This is a genomic window from Pseudomonas sp. UFMG81, from assembly GCF_015354575.1.
Classification (GTDB): Bacteria; Pseudomonadota; Gammaproteobacteria; order Pseudomonadales; family Pseudomonadaceae; genus Aquipseudomonas.
In genome coordinates, this window is the sequence record NZ_JACAFQ010000004.1 from 94,335 (window position 1) to 121,288 (window position 26,954).

Annotated in this window: 23 protein-coding genes; 9 read left to right on the top strand and 14 right to left on the bottom strand. The window is 65.2% G+C overall.

All coding sequences use genetic code 11. The features are described 5' to 3' along the window. Nucleotides 1-28 precede the first annotated feature (28 nt). The 3 genes from IX761_RS04765 to IX761_RS04775 all read right to left on the bottom strand — a co-directional run bounded on the left by IX761_RS04765 (nucleotide 29) and on the right by IX761_RS04775 (nucleotide 3,878). Nucleotides 29-1,591 carry a hypothetical protein gene (locus tag IX761_RS04765; RefSeq protein WP_194788480.1) on the bottom strand — a complete coding sequence of 521 codons (1,563 nt, stop codon included), beginning with the start codon at nucleotides 1,589-1,591 and terminating at the stop codon, nucleotides 29-31. Nucleotides 1,592-1,747: 156 nt separating this feature from the next. Then, nucleotides 1,748-2,242: a DUF934 domain-containing protein gene (locus tag IX761_RS04770; protein ID WP_194788481.1), complete on the bottom strand. Its 495-nt coding sequence runs from the start codon at nucleotides 2,240-2,242 to the stop codon at nucleotides 1,748-1,750. Continuing rightward, on the bottom strand, nucleotides 2,226-3,878 hold the full coding sequence (locus IX761_RS04775) for a nitrite/sulfite reductase (protein WP_194788482.1): 1,653 nt from the start codon (nucleotides 3,876-3,878) through the stop codon (nucleotides 2,226-2,228). Before IX761_RS04775 ends, IX761_RS04770 begins: the two co-directional genes overlap by 17 nt. A gap of 216 nt (nucleotides 3,879-4,094) precedes the next feature. Here IX761_RS04775 and IX761_RS04780 point away from each other — a divergent pair, with 216 nt between their 5' ends. Then, on the top strand, nucleotides 4,095-5,171 hold the full coding sequence (locus IX761_RS04780; protein ID WP_194788483.1) for an ABC transporter substrate-binding protein: 1,077 nt from the start codon (nucleotides 4,095-4,097) through the stop codon (nucleotides 5,169-5,171). Between the two features lie 534 nt (nucleotides 5,172-5,705). On the opposite strand, the gene IX761_RS04785 is transcribed toward IX761_RS04780, so the two are convergent. Then, entirely contained in the window at nucleotides 5,706-5,924 is a 219-nt protein-coding gene (locus tag IX761_RS04785) for a DUF2970 domain-containing protein (RefSeq protein ID WP_194788484.1), read from the bottom strand. A 124-nt stretch (nucleotides 5,925-6,048) separates the two neighbouring features. Then, nucleotides 6,049-9,756: a methionine synthase gene (gene metH, locus IX761_RS04790; RefSeq protein WP_194788485.1), complete on the bottom strand. Its 3,708-nt coding sequence runs from the start codon at nucleotides 9,754-9,756 to the stop codon at nucleotides 6,049-6,051. Between the two features lie 173 nt (nucleotides 9,757-9,929). On the opposite strand from metH, the gene IX761_RS04795 reads away from it, so the two are divergent. The 5 genes from IX761_RS04795 (at nucleotide 9,930) to IX761_RS04815 (ending at nucleotide 15,461) form a co-directional block, all read left to right on the top strand. Next, a complete protein-coding gene (locus IX761_RS04795; RefSeq protein ID WP_194788486.1) occupies nucleotides 9,930-12,230 on the top strand; it encodes a fatty acid cis/trans isomerase in 2,301 nt (766 codons plus the stop codon). Nucleotides 12,231-12,392: 162 nt separating this feature from the next. Next, nucleotides 12,393-13,427 carry an acyltransferase family protein gene (locus IX761_RS04800; protein ID WP_194788487.1) on the top strand — a complete coding sequence of 345 codons (1,035 nt, stop codon included), beginning with the start codon at nucleotides 12,393-12,395 and terminating at the stop codon, nucleotides 13,425-13,427. Between the two features lie 57 nt (nucleotides 13,428-13,484). Continuing rightward, entirely contained in the window at nucleotides 13,485-14,069 is a 585-nt protein-coding gene (gene nfuA, locus IX761_RS04805; RefSeq protein ID WP_110996563.1) for a Fe-S biogenesis protein NfuA, read from the top strand. A gap of 300 nt (nucleotides 14,070-14,369) precedes the next feature. Further along, nucleotides 14,370-14,978 carry an SCO family protein gene (locus IX761_RS04810; RefSeq protein WP_194788488.1) on the top strand — a complete coding sequence of 203 codons (609 nt, stop codon included), beginning with the start codon at nucleotides 14,370-14,372 and terminating at the stop codon, nucleotides 14,976-14,978. Beyond that, nucleotides 14,979-15,461 carry a copper chaperone PCu(A)C gene (locus tag IX761_RS04815; protein WP_194788489.1) on the top strand — a complete coding sequence of 161 codons (483 nt, stop codon included), beginning with the start codon at nucleotides 14,979-14,981 and terminating at the stop codon, nucleotides 15,459-15,461. It begins immediately after the preceding gene. Between the two features lie 156 nt (nucleotides 15,462-15,617). Here IX761_RS04815 and IX761_RS04820 read toward each other — a convergent pair whose 3' ends face one another. From IX761_RS04820 to IX761_RS04855, 8 genes are all read right to left on the bottom strand, one after another. Further along, nucleotides 15,618-15,845 carry a hypothetical protein gene (locus tag IX761_RS04820; RefSeq protein ID WP_194788490.1) on the bottom strand — a complete coding sequence of 76 codons (228 nt, stop codon included), beginning with the start codon at nucleotides 15,843-15,845 and terminating at the stop codon, nucleotides 15,618-15,620. Between the two features lie 68 nt (nucleotides 15,846-15,913). Next, nucleotides 15,914-16,747, bottom strand: coding sequence for an AraC family transcriptional regulator (locus IX761_RS04825; protein ID WP_194788491.1), 834 nt, complete (start codon nucleotides 16,745-16,747; stop codon nucleotides 15,914-15,916). Next, nucleotides 16,744-17,058: an AzlD domain-containing protein gene (locus IX761_RS04830; protein WP_194788492.1), complete on the bottom strand. Its 315-nt coding sequence runs from the start codon at nucleotides 17,056-17,058 to the stop codon at nucleotides 16,744-16,746. The genes IX761_RS04825 and IX761_RS04830 overlap by 4 nt, the downstream gene beginning before the upstream one ends. Beyond that, nucleotides 17,055-17,753, bottom strand: coding sequence for an AzlC family ABC transporter permease (locus tag IX761_RS04835; RefSeq protein ID WP_194788493.1), 699 nt, complete (start codon nucleotides 17,751-17,753; stop codon nucleotides 17,055-17,057). Before IX761_RS04835 ends, IX761_RS04830 begins: the two co-directional genes overlap by 4 nt. A 74-nt stretch (nucleotides 17,754-17,827) precedes the next feature. Further along, on the bottom strand, nucleotides 17,828-18,556 hold the full coding sequence (locus IX761_RS04840; protein ID WP_228533232.1) for a sel1 repeat family protein: 729 nt from the start codon (nucleotides 18,554-18,556) through the stop codon (nucleotides 17,828-17,830). Nucleotides 18,557-18,647: 91 nt separating this feature from the next. Next, nucleotides 18,648-19,736 carry a hypothetical protein gene (locus IX761_RS04845; protein ID WP_194788494.1) on the bottom strand — a complete coding sequence of 363 codons (1,089 nt, stop codon included), beginning with the start codon at nucleotides 19,734-19,736 and terminating at the stop codon, nucleotides 18,648-18,650. 30 nt (nucleotides 19,737-19,766) lie between these two features. Further along, nucleotides 19,767-20,396, bottom strand: coding sequence for a LysE family translocator (locus IX761_RS04850; protein ID WP_194788495.1), 630 nt, complete (start codon nucleotides 20,394-20,396; stop codon nucleotides 19,767-19,769). A 2-nt stretch (nucleotides 20,397-20,398) separates the two neighbouring features. After that, a complete protein-coding gene (locus IX761_RS04855) occupies nucleotides 20,399-21,175 on the bottom strand; it encodes a YqcI/YcgG family protein (protein WP_194788496.1) in 777 nt (258 codons plus the stop codon). Between the two features lie 171 nt (nucleotides 21,176-21,346). Between IX761_RS04855 and IX761_RS04860 the strand changes: the two genes are divergently transcribed. Further along, nucleotides 21,347-22,267, top strand: coding sequence for a LysR substrate-binding domain-containing protein (locus IX761_RS04860; RefSeq protein ID WP_194788497.1), 921 nt, complete (start codon nucleotides 21,347-21,349; stop codon nucleotides 22,265-22,267). Here the strand turns inward: IX761_RS04860 and IX761_RS04865 are convergent. Beyond that, nucleotides 22,248-23,159, bottom strand: coding sequence for a LysR family transcriptional regulator (locus IX761_RS04865; protein ID WP_194788498.1), 912 nt, complete (start codon nucleotides 23,157-23,159; stop codon nucleotides 22,248-22,250). The genes IX761_RS04860 and IX761_RS04865 overlap by 20 nt on opposite strands. A gap of 115 nt (nucleotides 23,160-23,274) precedes the next feature. On the opposite strand from IX761_RS04865, the gene IX761_RS04870 reads away from it, so the two are divergent. Then, the gene (locus IX761_RS04870) at nucleotides 23,275-24,471 is read left to right on the top strand and encodes an MFS transporter (RefSeq protein ID WP_194788499.1); all 1,197 of its coding nucleotides are present in this window, start codon (nucleotides 23,275-23,277) and stop codon (nucleotides 24,469-24,471) included. 63 nt (nucleotides 24,472-24,534) lie between these two features. Beyond that, on the top strand, nucleotides 24,535-26,895 hold the full coding sequence (locus IX761_RS04875) for a DNA polymerase II (protein ID WP_194788500.1): 2,361 nt from the start codon (nucleotides 24,535-24,537) through the stop codon (nucleotides 26,893-26,895). Nucleotides 26,896-26,954 lie beyond the last annotated feature (59 nt).

Here is a 26,954-nt window from a genome sequence, read left to right on the forward strand (position 1 = left end):
CTGCCTGCGCCAGCAGGCAGCCCTAGCATTAGATCAGCGCAGGATCGGTCTGTAGCAGCCACTGTTGGCGGTGGCCGGCCAGTTGCTGTTCGAGGGTCGATTCGCGGCCATCGCGGCGGGCCTTCTCTTCCTGCTTGAGCAACTGGTCGAGCAGGTTCATCAGGTCGCGGGACTTGCTGGCCGAGCGCGGGGTGCTGACATCGGACTGCAAGACGCCGTCGCGGACCGTCAGCACGCGCTTGGTGCTGCTGGCTTCCTGGCTGACCTTCGCTTCGGTCAGGTCGCCCTCGACGATCGCCAGCCGCGTGGTGCTGCTGGCCTGCTCGCGCAGCACGTGGTAGCGGTAGTTGTCGGTATCCACGCCCCCCGTGAGCCGCGCCGACGAGTCGAGGCGGCTGTGCCAGGCAGCGTCGAGGCTAGCCTGCTGGCGTTGCTCGCGGGCGATGGAGTTGCCCTGGCCCTGGCTGCTGGTCGACTGCGACACCTGGTAGGCGAAGCGGTCCTCTTCCTCGGGCTTCTGCGCGTTCGGGCGCGAGGTGGTCTGGGTGAGCGAGGCGTTGAAGTCGGCCAGCCCGGTGAGCAACGAGCGGCTGAAGGTATTGACCAGCGTGCCGTGCCCGGCCGGGCGCGGGCTGGTGTCGTCCACTCGGTTGAGCTGGCTGAAGGCATCCTTGAACAGCGTCATCATCTGCGCGTCGCCCTTGCCGCGCTCCTGTGCGGCGTCGAACTGGGCCAGGTAGTTGCTGAGTGCTGCCTGGCGTTGGGCCGTGCTGCCGAGCAGGGCGCCGCCCTGGGTGTCGAGGTCCAGGCGCAGGTCGCCATTGGGGCCTTGCAGGCTGACGGCGCGGGTGGTTTCGTCCAGGCGCAGGTCGAAGGTCTGTTGGCCGCCGCTGATCTGGTCGAGCTTGGCCGTCATCTGCATGCCACTGAACAGGCTCTGGTCGAGCTTGAGCAGGCCGTCCAACTGCAGGCGCGGCGTATCCTGGTTCAGGCCGTTGATGACCGCCTGGAAACCATCGGCCAGGTCGGCCAGGCCCTTGAGTTGGGCGGCGTCCAGGGTGCCGTTTTGCACTTGGGCATCGACCGCCATCCCCTGTTCGCCACTGTACAGGCCGAGGGTGACGGTGGCGCCGGAGGCGGTGGTGAGGTTCAGGGTCACGCTGTTGCTGGCGAACTCGCGCAGCCGCGACTGATGCAAGCCCAGCATCAGGGCGTCGGGCTGGCTGTTCTCGCCAACCAGCAGCGCCGATTGCGACACGCGCTGGCCGCCATTGGCCACCAACTGCTCCATCAAGGCCGCGCCGAGCCCCTGGAAGCGTGCGCCGATCGTGCTGCCCTTGATGCTGCCGAGCATGTGCATGCTCAACTTGTCGGTGTTTTCCTGCTGCCACAGATAGCGGGCCTGCGGTGAGCCCAGCGTACCCCTGGCGGAGTAGGTCTCGGCATCGGCGACACGGGTGTCCAGGCCGAGATTGACCTGGGTGCTCTGGGGGGCGACGACGCCTGGCGCCTGACGCAGGCTGACGCCCTGCAGAGGGGAGGGGTTGCTGTACGCGGGAGTGAATCGCAGCGCGGAGGTAATCGGGTTCATCATCGCGGTCCTTTGCGCAGTAATGAGTACACCAATGCTATCGGCGTGCCAGCATGAAACCTGAGCAAAAAGATCACGGGGTTGCGCAGGAGCCTGGCGAAAGCCAGAAACGAAACGGCCCGCCAAAGGGCGGGCCGGTCGATGCAGCAGGGACGATCAGCGGCGGCGGAACAGCGGCAGCGGCTCGTCGGTGGCACCTTGGTAGGTAACCGAGAAGTCCTTCAGGCTTTGCAGCGCGTCTTCCGGGTCCTTGTCGGCACGGATGGCGAAGGCGTCGAAGCCGCAGCGGGCCATGTAGAACAGCTGGTCGCGCAATACGTCGCCGATGGCGCGCAGCTCACCCTTGAACTGGTAGCGGTCACGCAACAGGCGCGCATTGGAGTAGTTGCGCCCGTCGGTGAAGGCCGGGAAGTTCAGGGCGATGACCTGGAAGTGCTCGATGTCCTCGCCGATTTCCTCGGCTTCCTCATCGCTGTCCAGCCAGATGCCCAGGCCGCCGTCGCGGGCCTTGAGCAGGCTGGGGTGATCGCGCCACAGTTGCAGCGGCACGATGTAGTCGTCGCAGTTGGTCAACTCGTCGATCGAGACGTCCTTGGGCAGCAGGTGCCAGGTTTCGTCGACGATCTGGTTGTTCTTAATGATTCGCTGCATAGACGCGTTCCTTGAAGGGGTCGATACCGATCCGCTGGTAGGTGTCGATGAAGCGCTCGTCTTCGGTGCGCCGCTCGACATACACGCTGATCAGCTTCTCGATGACGTCGGCCATGTCGTCCTGGGCGAACGAGGGGCCGAGGATCTTGCCGAGGGAGGCATCGCGCGCGGCGTTGCCGCCCAGCGACACCTGGTAGAACTCCTCGCCCTTCTTGTCCACGCCGAGAATGCCGATGTGGCCGACATGGTGGTGACCACAGGCGTTCATGCAACCGGAGATGTTCAGGTCGAGCTCGCCGATGTCGAACAGGTAGTCCAGGTCATCGAAACGGCGCTGGATGGACTCGGCGATCGGGATCGACTTGGCGTTGGCCAGCGAGCAGAAATCACCGCCCGGGCAGCAGATGATGTCGGTCAGCAGGCCGATGTTCGGGGTGGCGAAGCCTTGCTCGCGCAGTTCCAGCCACAGGGCGTGCAACTGACGCTGCTCGACGTCGGCGAGGATGATGTTCTGCTCGTGGGAGGTGCGCAGGTAGCCGAAGCTGTAGCGCTCGGCGAAGTCGGCGACGGCGTCGAGCTGCTTGTCGGTCAGGTCGCCCGGGGCGACGCCGGTGGGCTTGAGCGACAGCGTCACGGCAACATAGCCAGGCTTCTTGTGTGCACGGGTGTTGCGCGAACGCCAGCGGGCGAAGCCTGGGTGCTCGGCATCCAGCGCGCTGTAGTCGACGTTGTCCAGCGCCAGGTACTCGGGGTCGATGAAGTGGCGTGCCACGCGCTGCACTTCGGCCTCGGTCAGCGTGGTGCTGCCGCCGCGCAGGTGGGCCATCTCGGCTTCGACCTTCTCGGCGAACACCTCGGGGGTGAGGGCCTTGACCAGGATCTTGATCCGAGCCTTGTACTTGTTGTCACGGCGACCGTAACGGTTGTACACGCGCAGGATGGCGTCGAGGTAGCTGAGCAGGTCCTGCCAGGGAAGGAACTCGTTGATGAACGCACCGATCACCGGGGTACGGCCCAGGCCGCCACCGACCAGCACGCGGAAGCCCAGCTCGCCAGCGGCGTTGCGCACCGGCTCCAGGCCGATGTCGTGCACTTCGATGGCGGCGCGGTCGTCGCTCGAACCGTTGACGGCAATCTTGAACTTGCGCGGCAGGTAGGCGAATTCCGGGTGGAAGGTGGTCCACTGGCGGACGATTTCGCACCACGGGCGTGGGTCCACCAGCTCGTCGGCGGCGACACCGGCGAACTGGTCGGTGGTGACGTTGCGCAGGCAGTTGCCGCTGGTCTGGATGGCGTGCATCTGCACGGTGGCCAGCTCGGCGAGAATCTCCGGGATGTCTTCCAGCGCCGGCCAGTTGTACTGCACGTTCTGGCGGGTACTGATGTGCGCGTAGCCCTTGTCGTAGTCGCGGGCGATCTTCGCCAGCATACGGGTCTGCGTGGCGTTCAGCTGGCCGTAGGGCACGGCGACGCGCAGCATCGGGGCGAAGCGTTGGACATAGAGGCCGTTCTGCAGGCGCAGAGGGCGGAATTCTTCTTCGCTCAGCTCACCGGCCAGGTAGCGGCGGGTCTGATCACGGAACTGCTTGACGCGGTCCTCGATGATCCGCTGATCGTACTCGTCGTATACGTACATAAAAGTCCTGTCTCAGGCTGCATGCAGCTAATCGCGCGCACGGCCGCGCACTCCGGGTCGGAGCGAAGGCACGATAGCAGAGTGGGTTTATGCGCTAAAGTGATGTTTTTGCATATGAAAAGAACCATTTGGACTAAGTGAGACTGACTGCCATTTGTCCGCATGTACCCTGCACCGGGGTATACTCCGGCGTTTGCTTCGCAGGGATGTATCCGCATGCTCAAGGCCTTGTGCCAGGGCCTGTGCCTGAGCCTGCCACTGGCAGCGGGCGCACAGGCCGCCTCGGTGGTGTTTCTCAACCCGGGGCATTCCGACGAGACCTTCTGGCTCGACTATTCACGCCTGATGCAGGCCGCCGCCACGGACCTGGGCATGCAATTGCGCGTGGAGTACACCGAGCGTCGCGCCGACCTGGCGCTGACCCAGGCCCGCGCCGTGCTGCACGGGCCGCAGCGGCCGGACTACCTGGTGCTGGTCAACGAGCAGTACGTCGCCCCGGAGATCATTCGCCTGACCCGCGGCACGGGGGTCAAGCTGTTCCTGGTCAACAACGGCTTGACCGCGAGCCAGGCCCGCAGCATCCAGGCGCAGCCGGACAAGTACGCGCCGGTGCTCGGCACCCTCACCAGCAATGATGAAGAAGCTGGCTTCCAGATGCTCAAGGCGATGGTAGGGCAGCTGCCACGCACATCCGGGCCGGTCGACCTGCTGGCCTTCGCCGGGGTCAAGACCACCCCGGCCTCGCAGTTGCGCGAACAGGGCATGCGCCGTGCGCTGGCGGACTTCCCCCAGGTGCGCCTGCGCCAGGTGGTGTATGGCGGCTGGAGCCGCCAGCGGGCCTACGAACAGGCGCAGGTGCTGCTGGAGCGCTACCCCGAGACCAGGCTGGTGTGGTCGGCCAATGACCAGATGGCTTTTGGCGCCATGCGGGCCTTTGAAGAGGCCGGCAAGGTACCGGGGCGCGAGGTGCTGTTCAGTGCGGTCAACAGCTCCCCGGAGGCGCTGCGCGCACGTATCGAAGGGCGTTTGAGCGTGCTGATGGGCGGGCATTTCACCTTGGGTGGCTGGGCCATGGTGATGCTGCACGATGACGCCGAAGGCCTGGCGCTGGACCGCGATGGCCAGCGCGAACACCAGGTCCCGGTGCTGCAACAGATCGACCCGGCCAAGGCCCGGCACTGGCTCAAGCTGCTGGAGCAGGACGACCATGGCATCGACTTTCAGCGCTACAGCGCCGAAGGCCAACCCTCGAGTTACCGCTACCCCTTCCTCACGTCACCCGTCGACTACTGAAAAACCTTGCTTGAGAGAAGGACATTGCTCGACTTAACTGCCTTGTGAAGTGCATTCCCATAACCACTACAAGAGGCAATGCAATGGGAAACTCTACCAAGGTCCGCAAAGCTGACAGCAGTGTCGACGCCTGGGCGATCCTGTGCCTGATCGTGCTGGTGGTGGTCACCGCAGTGTATTGGGTCAGCCATCAGTAGCGACCGTCCCACCTGAGACCGTGAACACACCTGAACCGCCCGCGGAAGGGATATCCGCGGGCGGCTTGCGTTCAGCGTCGCCTTGATCGCCGGCAAGGCCACCACCTGGTGGCTCGCATAAATCCTGTAGGAGCGGCCTTGTGTCGCGAAAGGGCCGCAAAGCGGCCCCAGCGATCTTGCGGTGTAATCGAGATCCTGGGGGCGCTGCGCACCCCATTCGCGACACAAGGCCGCTCCTACAAAAAAGCGGTGCAAGTCAGTTGCTCCCACCGGGACCGCGTGCACTGCCCCTGTGGGCGCCGGCTTGCCGGCGATCAAGGCTGCAAGGTCTTCGTCGCTAGCGCGCAGTGAAGTGCATCGCCAGCTGCACCAGCCCGATCAGCACGAAGATGAAGATCAGCGTGAACACCGTCCCCATCACGATGAAATGGCTGGCCTTGCCATAGGTGAAGTCGCGCGCGCGGTTCTTGCCGCTTTGCACGCCAAAGGCGGCGGCGAGGATGCTTTGCAGCATCTGCCAGAAGGTGGGTGGTTTGCCTGGGGTGCGGTCGTCCATGAACGGCTCCTTGGGTCAGAGGCAGTCAGGGACAGTGTAGGCGAGTGTTCGCCGGCAAGCCGGCTCCTACGGCGCACGCGCTTTTCGTAGGAGCCGGCTTGCCGGCGATGGGGCCGAAACAGGCTTAGTTGTCGTAACCCAGGTTCGGCGCCAGCCAGCGCTCGCTCACGGCGATGTCCTGGCCCTTGCGCACGCTGTACTGCTCGATCTGGTCCTTGTCCACCTTGCCCACCGCGAAGTATTGCGCCTGCGGGTGGGCGAAGTACCAGCCGCTGACCGCCGCCGCCGGGAACATGGCGAAGTGCTCGGTGAGGAACACGCCGCTCGGGCCGGTCTCGCCGATGGCGCTGCCGTCGAGCAGGCGGAACAGCGTGGCCTTCTCGGTGTGATCGGGGCAGGCCGGGTAACCCGGGGCAGGGCGGATGCCGCTGTACTGCTCCTTGATCAGCGCCTCGTTGTCCAGGTGCTCATCCTTGGCGTAACCCCAGTGCTCTTTGCGCACCTGCTCGTGCAACCATTCGGCGCAGGCCTCGGCCAGGCGGTCGGCCAGGGCCTTGACCATGATCGAGCTGTAGTCGTCACCCTTGTCCTGGTAGGCCTTGGCCACCTCTTCTGCGCCGATGCCGGCGGTGGTGATGAAACCACCTACGTAGTCGGTCACGCCGCTGTCCTTGGGGGCGACGAAGTCGGCCAGCGACCAGTTCGGCTTGCCGTCGGGCTTGATGGTCTGCTGGCGCAGGTGGTGCAGGGTGGCCAGCGCTTCGCCGTTGGCGCCATACACCTCGATGTCGTCATGGTTGACCTGGTTGGCCGGCCAGAAGCCGAACACCGCGCGGGCGCTGATCAGCTGCTCGTCGATCAGCTTGTCGAGCATTTCGCGAGCGTCCTGGTACAGCGCCGTCGCCGCCTCGCCGACCACTTCATCGGTGAGGATGCGCGGGAACTTGCCGGCCAGGTCCCAGGAAATGAAGAACGGCGTCCAGTCGATGTATTCGGCCAGGGTGCGCAGGTCGATGTTGTCCAGCACCTTCACGCCGGTGAAGGACGGCGTGGCAGCCTGGTAGCCGGCCCAGTCGTACTGCGGTTTGGCGGCGATGGCCTGGGTGTAGCTCAGGCGCTCGGTGCGGGCGCTGCGGTTGGCGGTGCGCTCGCGCACTTCCACGTAGTCCTGGCGGGTCTTCTCGACGAAACCGGCCTTGAGTTCCTTGGACAGCAGTTGCGTGGCCACGCCCACCGCGCGCGAGGCATCGGTGACGTAGACCACGGCATCGTTCGAGTACTTGGGTTCGATCTTCACCGCGGTGTGCGCCTTGGAGGTGGTGGCGCCGCCGATCATCAGCGGCAGGTGGAAGTCCTGGCGCTGCATCTCGCGGGCGACGTGGACCATCTCGTCCAGCGACGGGGTGATCAGCCCGGACAGGCCGATGATGTCGCACTTCTGCTCGCGGGCAGTCTGCAGGATCTTCTCGGCCGGCACCATCACGCCGAGGTCGACGATGTCGTAGCCGTTGCAACCGAGCACCACGCCGACGATGTTCTTGCCGATGTCGTGCACGTCGCCCTTGACCGTGGCCATGAGGATCTTGCCCTTGGCCTCGGGTTTGTCGCCCTTTTCTTCCTCGATGAACGGGATCAGGTGGGCCACGGCCTGCTTCATCACCCGGGCCGACTTGACCACCTGGGGCAGGAACATCTTGCCGGCGCCGAACAGGTCGCCGACCACGTTCATGCCGTTCATCAGTGGGCCTTCGATGACCTCGATCGGGCGCGCGCACTGCTGGCGGCACTCCTCGGTGTCCTCGACGATGTGCGCGGTGATGCCCTTGACCAGTGCATGCTCCAGGCGTTTTTCAACCGGCAACGAGCGCCACTCTTCGTTTTCCACTTCCTTGGTTGCACCGCCGCCTTTGTAGTCGTCGGCGATGGCCAGCAGGGCGTCGGTGCCGTGCGGGGTGCGGTTGAGCACCACGTCCTCGACCTTCTCGCGCAGCGCGGCCGGGATCTCGTCGTAGATCTCCAGTTGGCCGGCGTTGACGATACCCATGGTCAGGCCGTTCTGGATCGCGTGGTACAGGAACACCGAGTGGATCGCCTCGCGCACCGGGTTGTTGCCCCGGAACGAGAACGACACGTTGGATACACCGCCCGAGCTCAGGGCATGGGGCAGGTGATCGCGGATGAAAGCACAGGCTTCGATGAAGTCGACGGCGTAGTTGTTGTGCTCCTCGATACCCGTGGCGACGGCGAAGATGTTCGGGTCGAAGATGATGTCTTCCGGCGGGAAGCCCACTTCGTTGACCAGGATGTCGTAGCTGCGTTGGCAGATTTCTTTCTTGCGCGCGGCGGTGTCGGCCTGGCCGACCTCGTCGAAGGCCATTACCACCACGGCGGCGCCGTAGCGCTTGCACAGGCGGGCGTGGTGCTTGAACTGCTCGACGCCTTCCTTCATGGAGATCGAGTTGACGATGCCCTTGCCCTGGATGCACTTGAGGCCCGCCTCGATCACTTCCCACTTGGAGGAGTCGATCATGATCGGCACGCGGGAGATGTCCGGCTCACCGGCGATCAGGTTGAGGAAGCGCACCATGGCGGCCTGGGAGTCGAGCATCCCTTCGTCCATGTTGATGTCGATCACCTGGGCGCCGGCCTCGACCTGCTGCAGGGCGACTTCCAGCGCTTCGGTGTAGTTCTCTTCACGGATCAGCCGGGCGAACTTGGCGGAACCGGTGATGTTGGTGCGCTCGCCGACGTTGACGAACAGCGACTGCCGATCGATGGTGAACGGCTCCAGGCCTGACAGGCGGCAGGCCTTGGGGATTTCGGGGATCGCCCGCGGCTTGTGCTTGGCCACCGCTTCGGCGATGGCCTGGATGTGCGGCGGGGTAGTGCCGCAGCAGCCGCCGATGATGTTGAGGAAACCGCTGGCGGCGAACTCCTCGACCACCGCGGCCATCTCCGCCGGGGTTTCGTCGTACTCGCCAAAGGCGTTGGGCAGGCCGGCGTTGGGGTGCGCCGAAACGAAGGTGTCGGCCTTGCCAGACAACTCTTCCAGGTACGGGCGCAGGTCTTTGGCGCCCAGGGCGCAGTTCAGGCCGATGGAGATCGGCTTGGCGTGGCGCACCGAGTTCCAGAACGCTTCGGTGGTCTGCCCGGACAGGGTGCGGCCGGAGGCGTCGGTGATGGTGCCGGAGATCATGATCGGCAGTTCGACGTCGTCTTCCTCGAACACCTGCTGCACGGCGAAGATCGCCGCCTTGGCGTTGAGGGTGTCGAAGATGGTCTCGATCAGGATCAGGTCAGCGCCGCCCTCGATCAGGCCGCGGGTGGCCTCGATGTAGTTCTCCACCAGTTCGTCGAAGGTGACGTTGCGGTAGCCTGGGTCGTTGACGTCGGGGGAGATCGAGCAGGTGCGGCTGGTCGGGCCGAGCACGCCGGCGACGAAGCGTGGTTTGTCGGGCGTTTCCAGGGTCTTGGCGTCGGCCACCTGGCGGGCGATGCGCGCGCCCTCGACGTTCAGCTCGTACACCAGCGCTTCCATGCCATAGTCGGCCTGGGAGATTTGCGTGGCGTTGAAGGTGTTGGTTTCGAGAATGTCGGCGCCGGCGTCCAGGTACGCTTTCTCGATGGCGGCGATCACGTCCGGGCGGCTGAGCAGCAGCAAGTCGTTGTTGCCCTTCACATCGCTTGGCCAATCGGCGAAGCGCGTGCCACGATAGTCGTGTTCCTCGAGGCGGTAGCTCTGGATCATAGTACCCATGCCGCCGTCGAGGATCAGGATGCGCTCTTTGAGTGCTTTCTGGAGTGCTTTTAAACGAGCGCTGCGGTCGGACATAGGACTACCTGGTCGGGCGAATATCAGAAGGTGCCGAATAATAACAAAGCTGCATGGATTTTAGGCGTGCCAGCCATTTGCATGAATTACGCTCATGTTGCTGCCGCGCTCCCAACACCTCAGGACCCGCCAGGCACATCGTGATGGCTTCAAGTAACCAGGACATTCGGCACATGCTGTATCGCATTCTTGCCAGCGCTTTCGCCCTGCTCGTCAGCGGCGTCGCGTTCGCGCAGCCCCCCCAATCGAGCCCGACGGTTTCCTACACCCGGGACATCCAACCGATCTTCACCGAGAAGTGCGTGGCCTGCCACGCCTGCAACGACGCCGCCTGCCAGCTCAACCTGGGGAGCGCCGAGGGCGCCGAGCGCGGCGGCTCCAAAGTGCCGGTCTACCAGGGCGAGCGCAGCAAGGCGGTGCCCACCACGCGGCTGTTCTACGATGCCCGTGACGAGGCCGGCTGGCGCAAGCAGGGCTTCTACTCGGTGCTCGACAAGCAGGGCAGCCAGGCCGCGCTGATGGCGCGCATGCTCGAGCTGGGCCACAAGACCCCACTCACACCCAACGCCAAATTGCCCGAAGAAATCGTACTGGGGCTCAACCGCAACAACATGTGCCCCATGCCCCACGAGTTCGACGCCTACGCCGGCGCCCACCCCAAAGAAGGCATGCCGCTGGCGGTCACCGGGTTGACCGACCAGGAGTACCAGACCCTGCAGCGCTGGCTGGCGGCCGGCGCGCCGGTGGAGAAGACGGCCATCCAGCCCAGTGCGGTGGAAGCGCAGCAGATCGCCGACTGGGAGGAGCTGCTCAATCGCCCGGGTTCGACCGAAGCCCTGGTGGGCCGCTGGTTGTACGAGCACCTGTTCCTCGCGCACATCTATTTCAAAGGGGGCGAGCAGGGCCACTTCTTCCAGTGGGTGCGCTCGCGCACACCGAGTGGCCAGCCGGTCGACCTGATCGCCACGCGCCGCCCCAACGACCCGCCCGGTACCGACTTCTATTACCGGCTGATCCCGGTGCAGGGCGTGATCGTGCACAAGACCCACATCACCTACCCGATGGGCCCGCAGAAGCTCAAGCGCGTCAAGCAGCTGTTCTACAGCGGCGACTGGCACGCCAGCGCGTTGCCCGGCTATGGCCCGCGCCACCGCGCCAACCCGTTCGAGACCTTCGAGGCGATCCCGGCGGTGGCGCGCTACCAGTTCATGCTGGATAACGCCGAATACTTCGTGCGTACCTTCATCCGTGGCCCGGTATGCCGCGGGCAGATCGCCACCGACGTGATCCGCGACAACTTCTGGGCGCTGTTCCAGGAGCCGGCTCACGACCTCTACATCACCGATGCCAATTACCGGGGCGAGGCCACGCCCTTGCTGGCCATGCCCGGGCAGATCGATGACGTCGGCAGTGTCCTGAGCCTGTGGCACGCCTATCGCGACAAGCGCAACGACTATGAGGCGCTGCGCCGCGAAGCCTACGCCGAGCAGCCGGCCCCGAGCTGGTCGACGCTATGGGCCGGCAATGACAACGCGTTGCTGAGCATCTTCCGCCACTTCGACAGCGCCTCGGTAACCAAGGGCCTGATCGGCGATGTGCCGCTGACGATGTGGCTGTTCGACTACCCGCTGTTCGAGCGCACCTACTACCAGCTGGCGGTGAACTTCGACGTGTACGGCAACGTTTCGCACCAGTTGCAGACCCGCCTGTACTTCGACCTGATCCGCAACGGCGCCGAAGTGAACTTCCTGCGCCTGATGCCGGCCGACAAGCGCGGCGAGATACTCGGCAGTTGGTACCAGAACAGCGGCAAGGTGAAGATGTGGCTGGACTACACCGACATCGACACCGATACCCCCAGCGCGCTCAAGCTCGACAAGCACCACCCCAAGCGTGACTTCGGCCTCAAGCTGTTGCAGCGTACCGGCAGCCTGAATGCGGCCCCCGACCCGATCAACCGTTGCCAGGGCGCCTACTGCTCGCGGCCGCAGATGAGCGAAGAGTTCCGCGATGTCGAGCAGTCCCTCAGCCGCCTGGTCTCGCGCCCGGCCGCGGGCCTCAAGGTGATCGGCCAGCTCCCCGAGGCGACCATGCTGCGCATCGAAGGGCAGGGCGGTCAGCGCCAGGTCTACAGCCTGCTGCGCAACCGTGCCCACAGCAACGTGGCGTTCCTGCTCGGCGAGGCTTATCGCTACCAGCCGGGGCTGGACACCCTCACGCTGTACCCGGGGGTACTGAGCAGCTACCCCAACTTCATCTTCAACGTGCCGGCCAAGGATGTACCGGAGTTCGTCGAGGACCTGGAGGCGGCCCGCGACGACACCGGCAAGTTCGAGCGCGTTGTCATGCGTTGGGGCGTGCGCCGCAGCCATCCCGAGTTCTGGCGTTACTTCCATGACCTGAACAGCTACATCAAGGAGACCGATCCGAAAGAGGCGGGCGTACTGGACATGAACCGCTACGAGAACCTCTGATCGATTGGCCGGGACTTTCCCGGCATCCTGCGGTCGGACATGCAGGTGGTTCCGCGTGTGCCCATCGCGGGGCAAGCCCGCTCCCACAAGTGCGTGGGAGCGGGCTTGCCCCGCGATGGGCATGAGCAAGAGCCTCAATGCACCGCAAGCGCAGGGTATTTCATGCTGTATTCGCTTCAGGCTCTCCGGGCCTTCGCCGCCTGGCTGGTGGTCTGCCACCACTTCATGCAGATCTTCTTCGACTTCCACGCCACCGGCCCCATTGGCCAACTGCTCGCCGACCGCGGCGCGGTGGGGGTGGACATCTTCTTCGTCATCAGCGGCCTGGTGATCTACCTGTCGACCCGCGACAAGGAAATCGCCCCTGGACAGTTCCTGCTCAACCGCGCCCTGCGCATCATCCCCGCCTACTGGTTCTACACCCTGTTGATGGCGGTGCTGATGCTGATCGCCAGCCGCTGGATGCCGCACCAGGTGTTCGCGTGGCAGCACCTGCTGCTGTCGCTACTGTTCATACCAGCCGAGAACCCGGGCGGCTACGGGCTGTACCCCACGCTCAACGTAGGCTGGACGCTGAATTTCGAGATGTTCTTCTACCTGCTGTTCGGCCTGGCCTTCCTGGTACGCCAACGCCATCACCTGTTGCTGGTGACGGCGGCGTTGTTGCTGGTCAGCGAAGTGCTTGGCCGCCTGGGCGTGCTCAGTCGCTTCTACAACAACGACATCGTCTACGAGTTCCTGCTGGGCATCGGCTTGGGCGTGCTCTACCGTCGCGGGCTGATCCGCGAAGGGGGGTGGCTACCGCTGGGGTTGCTGATGCTGGCGGGCTTTGCGCTGTATCACCTGGACGCCTCGGTGCGGTTGCTGCATTGGGGCGTGCCCAGCGCGCTGGTGGTGCTGGCGTTCATCGCGCTGGAGCCGTACTTCAAGGGCAACCAGTTGCTCAAGACGCTGGGCGACTGCTCATACTCGGTGTACCTGATTCACGTGCTGGTGCTCTATGCCGGCCTGTTCGCCAGCGAACGGCTGCGCCTGAACCCTTACCTCGTGTTCGCGATCTGCGTGCCGTCAATCGGACTAATGTCGTGGTTCAGCTACCAATGGCTGGAACGCGGCCTGTACTGGCGGCTCAAGGCCTGGATTGCGCCGCCTGCGGGCGCGGAACCTGGGTTGGTGTTATCCCGAGTCAAATGCTAGGACTTTGTTCAAGGCACGGGTTGGCGTACACTGCCGGCAAGTCTGTGAGGAACTTCCATGAGCGCTATAACTATTACCGACGCCGCCCATGATTACCTGGCCGATCTGCTCTCCAAGCAGAACACGCCCGGGATCGGCATCCGTATTTTCATCACTCAACCGGGTACTCAGTATGCCGAGACCTGCATCGCCTACTGCAAGCCGGGTGAAGAGAAACCCGACGACGAGCCCGTAGGCCTGAAGAGCTTCACCGCGTATCTGGACGCCGTCAGCGTGCCGTTTCTCGAAGACGCGCTGGTCGACTACGCCACCGACCGCATGGGCGGCCAGCTGACCATCAAGGCCCCTAACGCCAAGGTGCCGATGGTCAACGAGGACAGCCCGATCAACGAGCGGATCAACTACTACCTGCAGACCGAGATCAACCCGGGCCTGGCCAGCCACGGCGGCGCCGTGAGCCTGGTGGACGTGGTCGACGACGGCATCGCCGTGCTGCAGTTCGGCGGTGGTTGCCAGGGCTGCGGCCAAGCCGACGTTACGCTCAAGGAAGGTATCGAGCGCACCCTGCTCGAGCGCATTCCGGAGCTCAAGGGCGTGCGTGACGTGACCGACCACAGCCAGAAGGAAAACGCTTACTACTGACAGGTAGCTGGCGTTTGTTCCGACCTCATCGCCGGCAAGCCGGCTCCCACAGGGTTGCACATGTGGGAGCCGGCTTGCCGGCGATGGCGTTTGTAGGCATGGCAAGATTTTTATTGAGCCCTAGCAACAAAGTGTTACGGATTCAACCCCTGCGACAACCGGTCGCGCCCCGTATTCAAAGGGCTGCAGCCCGATCCGCCCTAGGTCGGGTGGATGGCCTGGGGGTGTCATGCCAGAATGCCCCGGTTTTCTGGCCGACCCACCCCAAGGGCCGGCACCTTCCCTGTAAAGGATGGTTCCATGACTGATCTGTTGACCCGGCGCGCGGTAGTCGCCGGGATGGGCGTACTGGGGCTTGGCCTGCTGGCGGGTTGCAACCCGGCCCGTGGCCTGGACTTCAAGTACGGCAAGAACATGAGCAACGAGATCCTCGGGCGCAAGTTCAAGCTCAAGGATACTCAAGGCAACGAACGCAGCCTGTCGAGCTTCTACGGCAGCATGCCGATGATCTTCTTCGGTTTCACCCAGTGCCCGGCAGTCTGCCCGACCGCGCTGGCACGTGTGGTACAGATCCGCAAGCTGCTGCGCGGCCGTGACCTCGAGCTGTTCCAGCCGGTGCTCATTACCCTGGACCCGGAGCGCGACACCCCCGAAGTGCTCGATGCCTACGTCAAGGCGTTCGACCCGTCGATCATCGCGCTGACCGGCACCCCCGAGGAAATCGCCGAGGTGGCCCGGGAATTCAAGGTGTTCTACGAAAAGGTCCCGGCCGGCGACACCTACACCATCTCTCACTCGTCCACCAGCTACGTCTACGATACCCGTGGCACCCTGCGCCTGAGCCTGGGCCATTCGCTGAACGCCAAGGAATGTGCCGAAGACCTGCTCACCCTGATGGAGATCTGCTGAATGTCGATGCAACCGATCAAACGCACCCTGGCCGCCGTGGCCCTGTTGGGCCTGGCCCTGCCGGCCTTCGCCCAGACCGTGGTGAGCGACGCCTGGGTGCGCGCCAGCGTGCCGCACCAGCAGTCCACCGGGGCCTTCATGACCCTGACCGCCAGCAGCGACAGCAAGCTGGTCGGCGTGGCCTCACCGGTGGCCAAGACCGTGCAGGTGCACGAGATGACCATGAACGGCGACGTGATGGGCATGCGCGAAGTCAAGGCCGTCGAGCTGCCGGCTGGCAAGCCGGTCAAGCTGGACCCCAATGGCCTGCATGTGATGCTGATGGGCTTGAACCAGCAGGTGAAAGAAGGTGAGCAAGTGCCGCTCACGCTCACCCTCGAGGATGCCAAGGGCGCGAAGGAAGTGCTGCAGGTCCAGGCGCAGGTACGTGCGCTCAACGCCGAAGCCGGCGGCGGGCACGACCATATGCACATGAACCATTGATCGATGGGGCGGCGCGTTAGGTGCCGTTGATGCCGGCAACCTGCTTGCACAGCGCGCGCAGTCTCCTGCGCATCTGCCCATCGATAGCGCTCGACCCTGTGGGAGCTGGCTTGCCAGCGATAGGGTCGCACCGCAGCTGCGGACGCTCCATCGAGGTCAACTGCGAAACTTGGGCAGTGGCCGTTCGATGTTCAACGAGGTCAAGGTCTTGCGCACCTGCGCATCCTCGGCCTCCAGCGCCTTGAGTGTTGCGCGTATCTTGCCGGCGGCGGGCACATCGCCCTGGCGGTCGATCCAGTCGGCGATCTCCTTGCAGGCACTGCTCAGGCAGGCCTGACGCTGGCTCATCAGCGACAGGAGGGTGGTGATTTCACGTTCGGACATGGTGGGATCCTCCGTTCAGCCCCTTGAGTGTAGCAGTGGCCTGGGGGGCTGCCTGAGGCATGTTGTCGCTACAGGTTCAGGCAGGCCTGGCGATACACCCCCGGCGTAATCCCGTAGGCTTGCTTGAACTGCCGGTTGAGGTGGCTCTGGTCGGCGAAGCCAAGCGTCAGGGCGACATCCACCGCCGACAGGCCGCTGCGCAGCAGTTCCCGGGCCCGTGCCAGGCGCCGCTGCTTGAGCCAGGCATGAGGCGGCAGGCCGGTAGCCTGGCGGAACACCCGAGCGAAGTGGAACGGCGAGAGATTCACCGCAGCTGCCAGCGCTTCCAGCGACGGAGGGTCGGCCAGCTGGCTTTCCAGCAGCTCGCGGGCACGGGCCACGGCCAGCGGCTCGTTGCCTGGCGCTGCGGGTTCGGCGCAGTGGCCGTGGCGCTGCACCAGGGCCAGTACCGCCTGGCGCCAGGCGGTCTGCTGCTCCAGCGCGCTGGCGCCGCTTTCGCAAAGCCGGTGCAATTGGCTGAACGCGGCCGCCAGCGCCGGATCCTGGATCACGCTGTCGGCAAAGCGCGGCAGGCCGTGGCGGCCCAGTTCCAGCTCGTCGAGCACCCGGGTGACCCGTTCATGCTCGGGGTAGAAGCCCCGATAGCGCCAGCCGGCTTCGTGGGCGGTAGCGCCCGTGTGCAATTCATCCGGGTTGATCAGCACCATGCTGCCCACCGGGGCCAGGTGCTCGCTGCCCCGGTGCCAGAAGCGCTGGGCACCGGACTCGATCACGGTGAACACATACCCTTCGTGCACATGCGGGGCGAAACGCTGCTGCAGGTAGCGGGCATGCAGCATCTCGACATCACCGAGCGCCGGTGCCTGCCACAAGTGGGTCTGCTCGCGCAGGGGCGTGGTCATGCCAGCCAGCTGCGCAGGAGGAAGAAGATCAACATGCTCGCCAGCATGCTCAGCAATACGCTGCGGGTCAACAGCACCAGGGTGATGGCCACCAGCGAGCCGAGCAGGTAGGGGTTGAGCGGGCTCAGCTCCAGTTGGTGGCCGGGCAGGAAGATGATCGGCCCGCAGATCGCCGTGAGCATGCCCGGCACGGCAAAGCCGAGAAACTGCCGGGCGTTCGAGCTCAGGCGCAGGGGCAGGCGCGGTTCGAGGAAGGCGTAGCGGTTGAGGAACACCACCGCACCCATGGCGAAGATCAGCAGCCAGATCATGAGCGGCCTCCGGAGCATTTCTGGCAGATGAACCCGGCGGCCATGCCCAGCAGGCCGGCGGCCACCAGGGCGGTTTCCCAGTGCCAATAGCTGAACAGCACCGAGCAGAACAGCGACACTGCCACGCACACCACGGTGGGCAGGTTGCGCAGCAGCGGCGCGATCAGCGCAACGAAGGTGGCGACGATGGAAAAGTCCAAGCCCAGCTGGTCCAGGTGCGGGATGTTCTGGCCGAGGATGATGCCGGCCAGGGTGAACAGGTTCCACGCCACATAGAAGGTCAGGCCCACGCCCAGGGCGTACCAGCGGTTGAACTGCTGCTGGTCGTGGTGGCTGGTGAGGGCGAAGAATTCGTCGGTGAGCAGAAAGCCCAGCCCCAACCGCCAGCGGGTCGGCAAGCCGGACAGCACCGGGCGCATCGACAGCCCATAGAGCAGGTGCTGGGAGGTCAGCAGCAGGGTGGTGAGCAGGATCGAGAACAGGTTGGCACCGCCCTTGAGCATGCCGATGGCCACCAGTTGCGCGGCACCGGCGAAGACGATCGCCGACAGCCCCTGGCCTTGCCAGGCGCTGAGGTTGGCTTCGATGGCCATGGAGCCGGCGAGCAGGCCCCAAGGGGCGACCGCCAGCGACAGCGGCAGGATGGCGATGGCGCCACGGAGGAACGCCTGGCGGGCGAGAAGAGTACTGGGCATGGGCATGACAACGAATCGACAGGGCAAACCAGCATGCCAGAGGTGCCTGCGGCTGGCTTGAACGATCTTGCTGCTCAGCGATTGCTCAGGTGCTGTTGCGCCGTGACGCAGCCATTGATCTCCACTGCCTTGTGCAGTAGCGCCTGGCGCTGTTGCGGGTCGAGGTCGCCAAGCAGGCGGTAGACCTCGGCCTGGTAGTCACGCTGGCGGCCCCATTGCATTTCCAGGCCTTGCGGGCGGCTGCGGCTGCACGCAAGGCGAGTGGCCGGCTGCGGGTAGTACGCCGCGTACAAGGTGGCCATGCTCGGGACCGCCTCGAGTGCCTGGCGATAAGCGGGGCTGGCATTGTAAGGCGGGCACCAGCGGGCGATGGCTAGGGCCGGAGGGGCGAAGCCTTGTTGCAGGCTGGCCTCCAGCAACGGGCAGGCAGCGTCGGGAATCTGCGCAGCTGGCAGGTAAGTCGTGTAGTACAGCGCCAGGCGGTACTGTGCGACGGGGTGGTTCAATGCTACGGACTTTTCCAGCAGCGCCACCGCCGTGGGCAGCGTGCGCGCCATGGCCTGGCCCTGACGGCTGAGCTCGGGGTCGTTGCTGGCCGTGCGCAATGGGCTGGGGCTGTCATCCGTGCGGTCGGCTTGCTCCAGTAGCGGTAGCGCCTGGCGGTAGAGCAGGTCGGCGTGGGGATCGATGCGTACGTCCAAGGCCTGGGCGCCGAGTGTCGTCAGCAATGGCAGCAGGCAGGCGGCACGGAGCACGCGAATGCCGCGTAACGCCGGACGAGAGGGTGTGGCTACGATGGTCATGACGGGAACGCGTGTGCCTCGGGGGATCGGGAGCGACGACAGCGTATTCTAGCCAGCCACGGCCATTGGCCGAAAGTCCGGGATTCCCCTATCAGACGAGCTTGACCGAGGGCGTGCGGCAGTGCTCGTACTTTTCCTGGGCCAGGCCAAGCTTGGCGGTGATCACCTTGGCCAGTGCCTTGTTGCCCTGGTCGTTGAAGTGCAGGCGGTCGACGAACAGTGTGTCGGCGAAGGCCGGCGAGCTGCCCAGCATACAGTTCATGTCATAGCAGGGGACGGGGCCGGCCTGGTTCCTGATGCGCCGGAAAAACGCCTGGTGCAACGGCGCTTCATAGGTGTCGCCGAGCAAACGATCGAAATTCGAAGGGTGGCGTTCGAGTGTATCGAGCATCGCCTGTTCACCTGCGGGCAGCGTATCGCGGCACCAGGGCAGCAGCGGCTGGAGGATGAAGGTGAGGGCGGCATGGCCGTCGGCCAACAGCCGATCCCACTGGCACAGGGTGCGGCCGATGCTGTCGGCCGCACGGATCAGGCGTTTTTCGGGTGATGGCAAGGCCTCGAGTGCCGGCCACTGCTCGCCCTGACGCGGCGCGAGGGCCTGGCGCAGACGCTGCCAGAGCGACGCTTGACGCTCTGGAAGGCACGCCTGCACGCCCTCGTTGAAGCGGTTGAGAAAGTCCTGGTAGGCCTGGGCCCGAGGCGGGTCTTCGGCGCCAGCCAGGATTTCCACCAACGCTTCCTGGGCGAGGGTGTTCAACCCGCTGAGCAGCACCACATGGCCAATCTGGCCCAGGCGGTGCTGGTGGGTGAGGAACATCAACAGTTCCTGCGTGGCATTGAGCCCGCAACCGGCCAGGCTCAACCAGGTTTCGCCGGTCAGTTGCGACAGGTAGGAGGCCACGGTGTGGGCGTCGCCACTGGCGCCGATACCCAGGGCGGTAGAGCCGCCCACCAGCAGGTTGACCCGCGCCGCACCGCCACGCTCGGCCAGCGAGAAGCGCTTGCCGGCACCATGGCTGTAGCGCATGCCCAGGGCGTCGGTATTGATGGTGGCGGAGCGATAGCCGCGTTCGTGCACGTACAGGGTCTGCGGTGCGCGGCGGCTGCCCAGGCGCAGGAAACGCTGGTAGTCGTCTGGCAGCGGTTGTGCCAGGGCCGAAGCGGTATCGATCACGGTCATGGACGCTCCTTGGCGGTGTGCCGCGTGGCCTCAGGCGGCCAGCGCCTTGAGGTTGTAGGCCAGGCCGACCACCGCGATCAGCAGCAGGGCGACCCCGGATGCCAGGCTGATCAGGCGACTGCTGCGCTGCGAAGCGATCCTGCCGATGGCGAAGATGTACAGGCTCAGCACGGCGAAATCGATGACGATCCACAGCAGTGACAGCACCACCATGCTCTTGCCGAACGACTCGGTGACCTGGATGAACTGGGGGAAGAACGAGATGAAGAAGATGATGTCCTTGGGGTTGGAGATCCCCACCATGAAGCCCTGCAACAGACCGCCGCGGGTGGCTGGCGGGGCAGGCGTGGTTTCAGGGGCTTCGGCGGGTGCCTGGAGTGCCTCGCGCAGCGTGCCAAGGGCAACGTAGCCGATGAACAGGCAGCCCAGCAGGCTCATGCCGTTGAGCCAGGTCTTGTCGATGGCCGCGCTGGTCATGATCACCCAGGCGGCGGCGCCGATCAGCACCAGCGACGCCCAGTTGGTGCCGATGGCGGTGAACAGGGCCTTGCGTGAACCTGCGGCGGCGGCGGTGTTGACGATCAGCGCCACGACGGGGCCGGGGGTGGCGATCAGCAGCAGGACGGTCAGGGCGTAGGTGGCGGTCAGGGCGGTGTTCACGTTCAGTTCTCGATCAGTGGGGCGGTGGTCGTGTGGGTATGGAACGGGCAGCGCGCCGGGCCGGGTGAACCGGGCTCCTGGAGCTGGTACTGCTTCCATTCGTAGTTGTCGTGCTGGCCGAAAAAACCCAGCGCGTTCGGCATCACGCCGTCGTTGTAGTGATGCACCCGTTCGCGGATGCGCGCGCGGATGCGCTGGCCGCTTTCGGTGCTGGCACTGGCCACCTCGTCGAAGCTTTCCCGCGGGTTGATCACCCAGGTGATGTGCTTGCCCAGGTTGCGGCTCTTCATCAACCGATGCGCCGGGAAGCTCATGTTGATGAACAGCGGCATGCCGGCGAAGCAGAACGACCACTGGTTGTCGTGGGGGTCCAGTGGTACGTCGGCCGGCCAAGGGCTCGGGTCACGGGCATGTACCTGGCGCAGCACATCCCAGGCCTGGGCCTGCTGCTGCTGCAGCGAAGTGTCGGCGGCGGTTTGCAGGAACACCAGCAACGGGTTGCCGATACGTTGCTTGAGTGGGATTGCCGACAGCGTAGCGATGTATTCGGCCAGGCCAAGGGCGATATCGTCGGCCAACTGCTCGGCGCGGGCGAACACGATGTGACAGCTGCGCGCAGTCACCGCCTTGCGCCCGAACAGGCAGGGGAAGTCGGGGTTGGCGAGGGTCTCCTTGAACTGCTCCAGGGTTTTGTGCGTCCAGTGCTGCTTGTTCTGGACATGTTCATCGGACAGCTCCAGCGCATCCAGGCGATAGCAGTTTCCATAACCCGTAAACATGATTTCCCCAAGGGTTTTGTGAACCCGGTATCAAAGTGCTGTTGCCGTCATATCCATGCGGTTCGGACTCTTTGATGATTGTTTTGCTGCATTTTCCGAGAAGGGTTACAGGTTGTAAAACGCTTGGAACTATGACCAACTATTAGTCTCGCTCATGCTTTGGACAGCCCCATGTCGGAACGGATTCAAGCTTTGCATGCTCTGCGCGCCTTCGAAGTCGCCTCGCGCTATGGCTCTTTCACCCGCGCCGCGCAGGAACTGGCCTTGACCCAGGGCGCGGTCAGCCACCACATCAAGACCCTCGAGGCCCTGTTCGGCTGCGACCTGTTCGAGCGGCGCGGCCCCAGGCTGCGCCTGACCGAGCATGGTCGGTTGCTGGCCCAGGAGCTCAAGGTGGGTTTCAAGATCATCGAGAACGCTTGCGCGCTGTTGCGCCAGGACCGCTATGGGCTGCGCCTCAAAGCACCGTCGACCTTGAGCGTGCGTTGGCTGTTGCGGGCCCTGGACGGGTTCAAGAAAGTCGACAACAGCTGCCCGGTGCAGTTGTCCAGCGTGTGGATGGACATCGACGCCGTGGACTTCTACTCGGAGCCCTACGACTGTGCCATCCTGCTGGGCAACGGGCGCTTCCCTGCCGAAGTGGAAAGCCTCAAGCTCTTCGACGAATGGTTGATACCGGTCTGTCACCCCGACTACCTGCCAGGACCCAGCCCCGAGCTTGCGGCGCTGGAGCGCTGTGAACTGCTGCACCCCTCGCCGGACCGGCGCGACTGGCGGCGCTGGCTGGCGCGCCTGGACGCACGGGAGATCGGCATCGACCGCGGCCAGGTGTTCGACACCCTCGACCAAGGCATCTCGGCGGCCCAGCAAGGCCTGGGCATCTCGGTGGTGGACCTGATGCTGGCCAGCACCGACCTGGCCGCGGGTCACCTGGTCACGCCGTTCCCGCAGGCCGTGGCCAGCGGCGACGGTTACTACATGACCTGGCTCAAGGCCAGCCCCAAGGCGGCGCAGATGCACAAGCTGCGCGACTTCCTGCTGGCCCGCGTGCCACCGCTGACGCACCCGGGCGTCAGCTACCTGTACGGCTGAAGGGATCGCCCGGGAACACCCGCTCCAGCATGAAATCGATGAACACCCGCAGCTTCGGTGGCACCTGTCGCCCCGACGGCCACAACAGGTAGAAGCTGCCGCGGCGCTCCATGAAGCCTTCCAGCACGCTCACCAGGTTGCCGCTGGCCAGCTCCTTGCGCACGCTGAAGTCCGGCAGGCAGGTGATGCCACGGTGGTTGAGGGCGAAGCAGACGCGCGTCTCGACGTGGTTGCAGACCATCGAGATGGGGATGTCGTAGGCCTGTTCCAGGTGCTCCCGGCGCAGCGGCCAGGTTTCCAGCTTGCCGCTGCTGGGGAAGCGGTAGTGCAGGCAGCTGTGCCCGGCCAGATCGCGTGGGTGCTGGGGCGTGCCACGCTCGAGCAGGTAGGTGGGGGAAGCCACCAGGCGGTGCTGGAAATGGCCGAGGAACTTGGCGTTCAGCCTCGAGTCCTGCGGCTGGCCGCCGCGCATCACCACATCGAAGCCCTCGGCGACGATATCCACCATGCGATCGCTGAAGTCCAGGTCCAGCTCGACCTCGGGGTAGCGCGCCATGAACTCCGCCAGCGCCGGCATCACCAGCCCGGTCACCTGCGGCAGGCTTACCCGCAGGCGCCCACGCGGGGTTACGCTGGCTTGGGACAGGGCCTGCTCGGTGGCTTCGATCTCGGCGAGGATGCGCCGGCTGCGCTCAAGAAACAGCGCGCCTTCGGCAGTCAGGGTGATGCTGCGGGTGCTGCGGTGGAACAGCCGCACACCCAGGCGGCTCTCCAGCCGCGCCACACGCTTGCCCACCGCCGAGGCGCTGATCCCCAGCGACTGCCCGGCAGCGACGAAACTGCGGGTTTCGGCAACCCGGTTGAAAACCACGAAACCGCTGAGGCTGTCCATGTTGTATTCCGATTACGGACATTATTGTCCTGGTTGAGCGGAATTCTACCCGTCTTTTTCCGCAATGGCGTGGCGTCGCAAGATGCCTGCCTCGACCCTTGACCAGGTATTACCGATGACCTCCCTACTGACCGCCCCCCAAGCCTCGGCCAGCACCGCACGCCTCCCCCTGAGCGGGTTGCTGGCGCTGGCCCTGACCGGTTTCATCGCCATCCTCAGCGAAACCCTGCCCGCCGGCCTGCTCGACCAGATCGCCGATGGCATGCAGATCAGTCAGGCCATGGCCGGGCAATGGGTAACGGCCTACGCCGTGGGTTCGCTGCTCACCGCGATTCCGCTGGTAACCCTCACCCAGGGCTGGTACCGCCGACGCGCGTTGCTGATGGCCATTGCTGGCTTCGTGCTGTTCAACGGCCTGACCGCACTGTCCACGGACAACCACCTGACCCTGCTGCTGCGCTTTTTCACCGGTGCCGCCGCCGGGCTGGCCTGGGGCCTGATTGCCGGGCATGCGCGGCGCATGGTGGCGCCGGCACAGCAGGGCAAGGCCATGGCGGTGGCGATGCTCGGCCAACCCATCGCACTGTCGCTGGGGCTGCCCATCGCCACCTGGCTGGGTACCTGGTTGGGCTGGCGTGCCACGTTCGCGGTAGTGACCCTGGCCGCGCTGCTGTTGGCAGGCTGGGTGGTGCGGGCGGTGCCGGACTTTCCCGGCCAGCCTGCGGGCAAGCGCCCGGCGGCGATGGGGGTGCTGCGCACGCCGGGGGTGGCCCGGGTATTGCTGGTGATCCTGGCGTGGATCCTTGGCCACAACATTCTGTACACCTACATCGTGCCACTGCTGGCGGCGGCGGGCATGGCCACGCAGGTCGGCCAGGTGCTGATGACCTTCGGCCTGGCATCGCTGGCCGGTATCGCCCTGGTCGGGCTGTGGGTCGACCGCCACTTGCGCGGCCTGGTGTTGCTGTGCCTGGCCGGTTTCGCCCTGGCCACCCTGGCGCTGGGTCAGGTACAGGGCTCGGTGTGGTTGATGCACGCCAGCGTGGCATTGTGGGGGCTGACCTACGGTGGCGCGCCGACCTTGCTGCAGACCGCCTGCGCCGATGCGGCGGGCGAGGGCGGCGACGTGGCGCAATCGATGCTGGTGACGGTGTGGAACAGCGCCATCGCCCTGGGCGGGATCATTGGCGGGCTGCTGTTGACCGGCCCCGGGGTCACGGTATTCGGTGCCGTGGTACTGGGGTTGGTCGCGTTGGCCTGGCTGGCCGTGCTGAGCGGGCAGCGCGCCGGTTTCGCGGCAGGGGTGCGCTGAGCATGCCCCGCACCGTGTAGAATCGCTGTCCAGCTCTTGAAACCATGACTCGAGGTTCCCGCGGTGCAGCTGCAACAGGGCTTTGTCCTTACCCGCCACTGGCACGACACGCCCGAAGGTACCTGTGTGGAATTCTGGCTGGCCACCGACCAAGGCCCACGCCGCCTGCGCCTGGCACCGCAACCGTCGGTGGCGTTCATCCCCGTCGCTCAGGCCGAGCACGCCCGGTTGCTGCTGGCTGGCGAAGAAGGTGTCGAGCTCAAGCCGCTGCAACTGCGTGATTTCGACCATCGCCCGGTGCTCGGCCTGTACTGCCGCCAACACCGCCAGCTGATCGCCCTCGACAAGCGCCTGCGCGCGGCCGGCGTGGAGGTGTTCGAAGCCGATATCCGCCCACCTGAACGTTACCTGATGGAGCGTTTCATCACCGCCCCGGTGCGTTTCGATGGCCAACCCGATGCCCAGGGCACACTGCTCGACGCCCAGCTCAAGCCCGACCCCGACTACCGTCCGGCACTGCGCCTGGCGTCGCTGGACATCGAGACCAGCGAGCGCGGCGAGCTGTACAGCATCGCCCTGGAGGGCTGCGGCCAGCGCACGGTGTACATGCTCGGCCCGGCCAATGGCGATGCACGCGAGGTGGACTTCGAGCTGCACTACTGTGCGGACCGCGCCGGGCTGCTCGACGGCCTCAACCTGTGGCTGGCGCGCCACGACCCGGACGCGATCATCGGCTGGAACCTGGTGCAGTTCGACCTGCGCCTGCTGCACGAACACGCCCAGCGCTTGAACATGCCCCTGCGTCTGGGCCGTGACGGCGCACCGCTGCACCTGCGTGAACATGGCAGCCGCAGCCACTTCTTCGCCGAGGCGCCGGGGCGGCTGCTGATCGATGGCATCGAGGCACTTCGCTCGGCCACCTGGAGCTTCCCCTCGTTCAGCCTGGAGAACGTCGCCCAGCAGTTGCTTGGCGAGGGCAAAGCCATCGCCACCCCGTACCAGCGCATGGACGAGATCAACCGCCTGTTCGCCGAGGACAAGCCGGCCCTGGCCCACTACAACCTCAAGGACTGTGAACTGGTCACGCGGATCTTCGCCCACACCCGGCTGCTGGAGTTCCTGCTGGAACGCGCCAGCGTCACCGGCCTGCCGGTGGACCGCAGCGGCGGCTCGGTGGCTGCGTTCTGCCACCTGTACATCCCGCCCATGCACCGCCTGGGCTTCGTCGCGCCGAACCTGGGCAGCCGCCCCGACGAAGCCAGCCCCGGCGGCTTCGTCATGGATTCGCGGCCGGGGCTGTACGACTCGGTGCTGGTGCTCGACTACAAAAGCCTGTACCCGTCGATCATCCGCACCTTCCTGATTGACCCGGTCGGGCTGGTCGAGGGCCTGCGCCAACCCGATGACACGCATTCGGTGGAGGGCTTCCGTGGCGGACGCTTCTCGCGTAGCGAGCACTGCCTGCCGGCCATCGTCGAGCGTGTGTGGCAGGGGCGCGAGGCCGCCAAGCGGGCCGGCAACGCGCCGCTGTCGCAAGCGCTGAAGATCATCATGAACGCCTTCTACGGTGTGCTCGGCTCCAGCGGCTGCCGCTTCTTCGATCCACGCCTGGCCTCGTCAATCACCATGCGGGGCCACCAGATCATGCGCCAGACCCGGGCATTGATCGAGGCCCGCGGCTACGACGTGATTTACGGCGACACCGACTCCACCTTCGTCTGGCTCAAGGGGGCCCACGGCGAAGAGGCGGCGGCGAGTATCGGTCGCGCATTGGTGGCCGAGGTCAACCAGTGGTGGCGCGCGCAGCTGCGCGAAAACCTGGGCCTGGACAGTGCCCTGGAGCTGCAGTTCGAAACGCATTACCGGCGTTTCCTGATGCCCACCATCCGTGGCACCGACGAAGGCAGCAAGAAACGCTACGCCGGCCTGGTGCAACGCGCCGATGGCAGCGAGGAGATGGTCTACAAGGGCTTGGAGTCGGTGCGCACCGACTGGTCGCCGCTGGCCAGGCAGTTCCAGCAGACGCTGTACGGCCGGGTGTTCCGCGGCCAGCCGTACCGCGACTATGTGTGCGATACGGTGCAGCGCCTGCTGGCGGGCGAGCTGGACGGCTTGCTGGTGTACCGCAAGCGTCTGCGCCGGCCGCTTGCCGACTACCAGCGCAACGTGCCGCCCCATGTGCGCGCCGCCCGCCTGGCCGACGAGTACAACGCGCGCCTGGGGCGACCCAAGCAGTACCAGAACGGCGGCTGGATCAGCTATGTGATCACCACCTCAGGGCCGGAGCCTTTGGAGAACCGCCTGTCGCCCATCGACCATCAGCACTACCTGGGCCGGCAACTGCAGCCCGTGGCAGATGCCATCCTGCCGTTCGTGGGGGATGACTTCAGCGCTCTGATCGACCAGCAACTGCCGCTGTTCTGAGCATACATATCCACCTCAGGCGCGAATGTCCGCGCACTTAACCTGCCTGCCTTCAACCA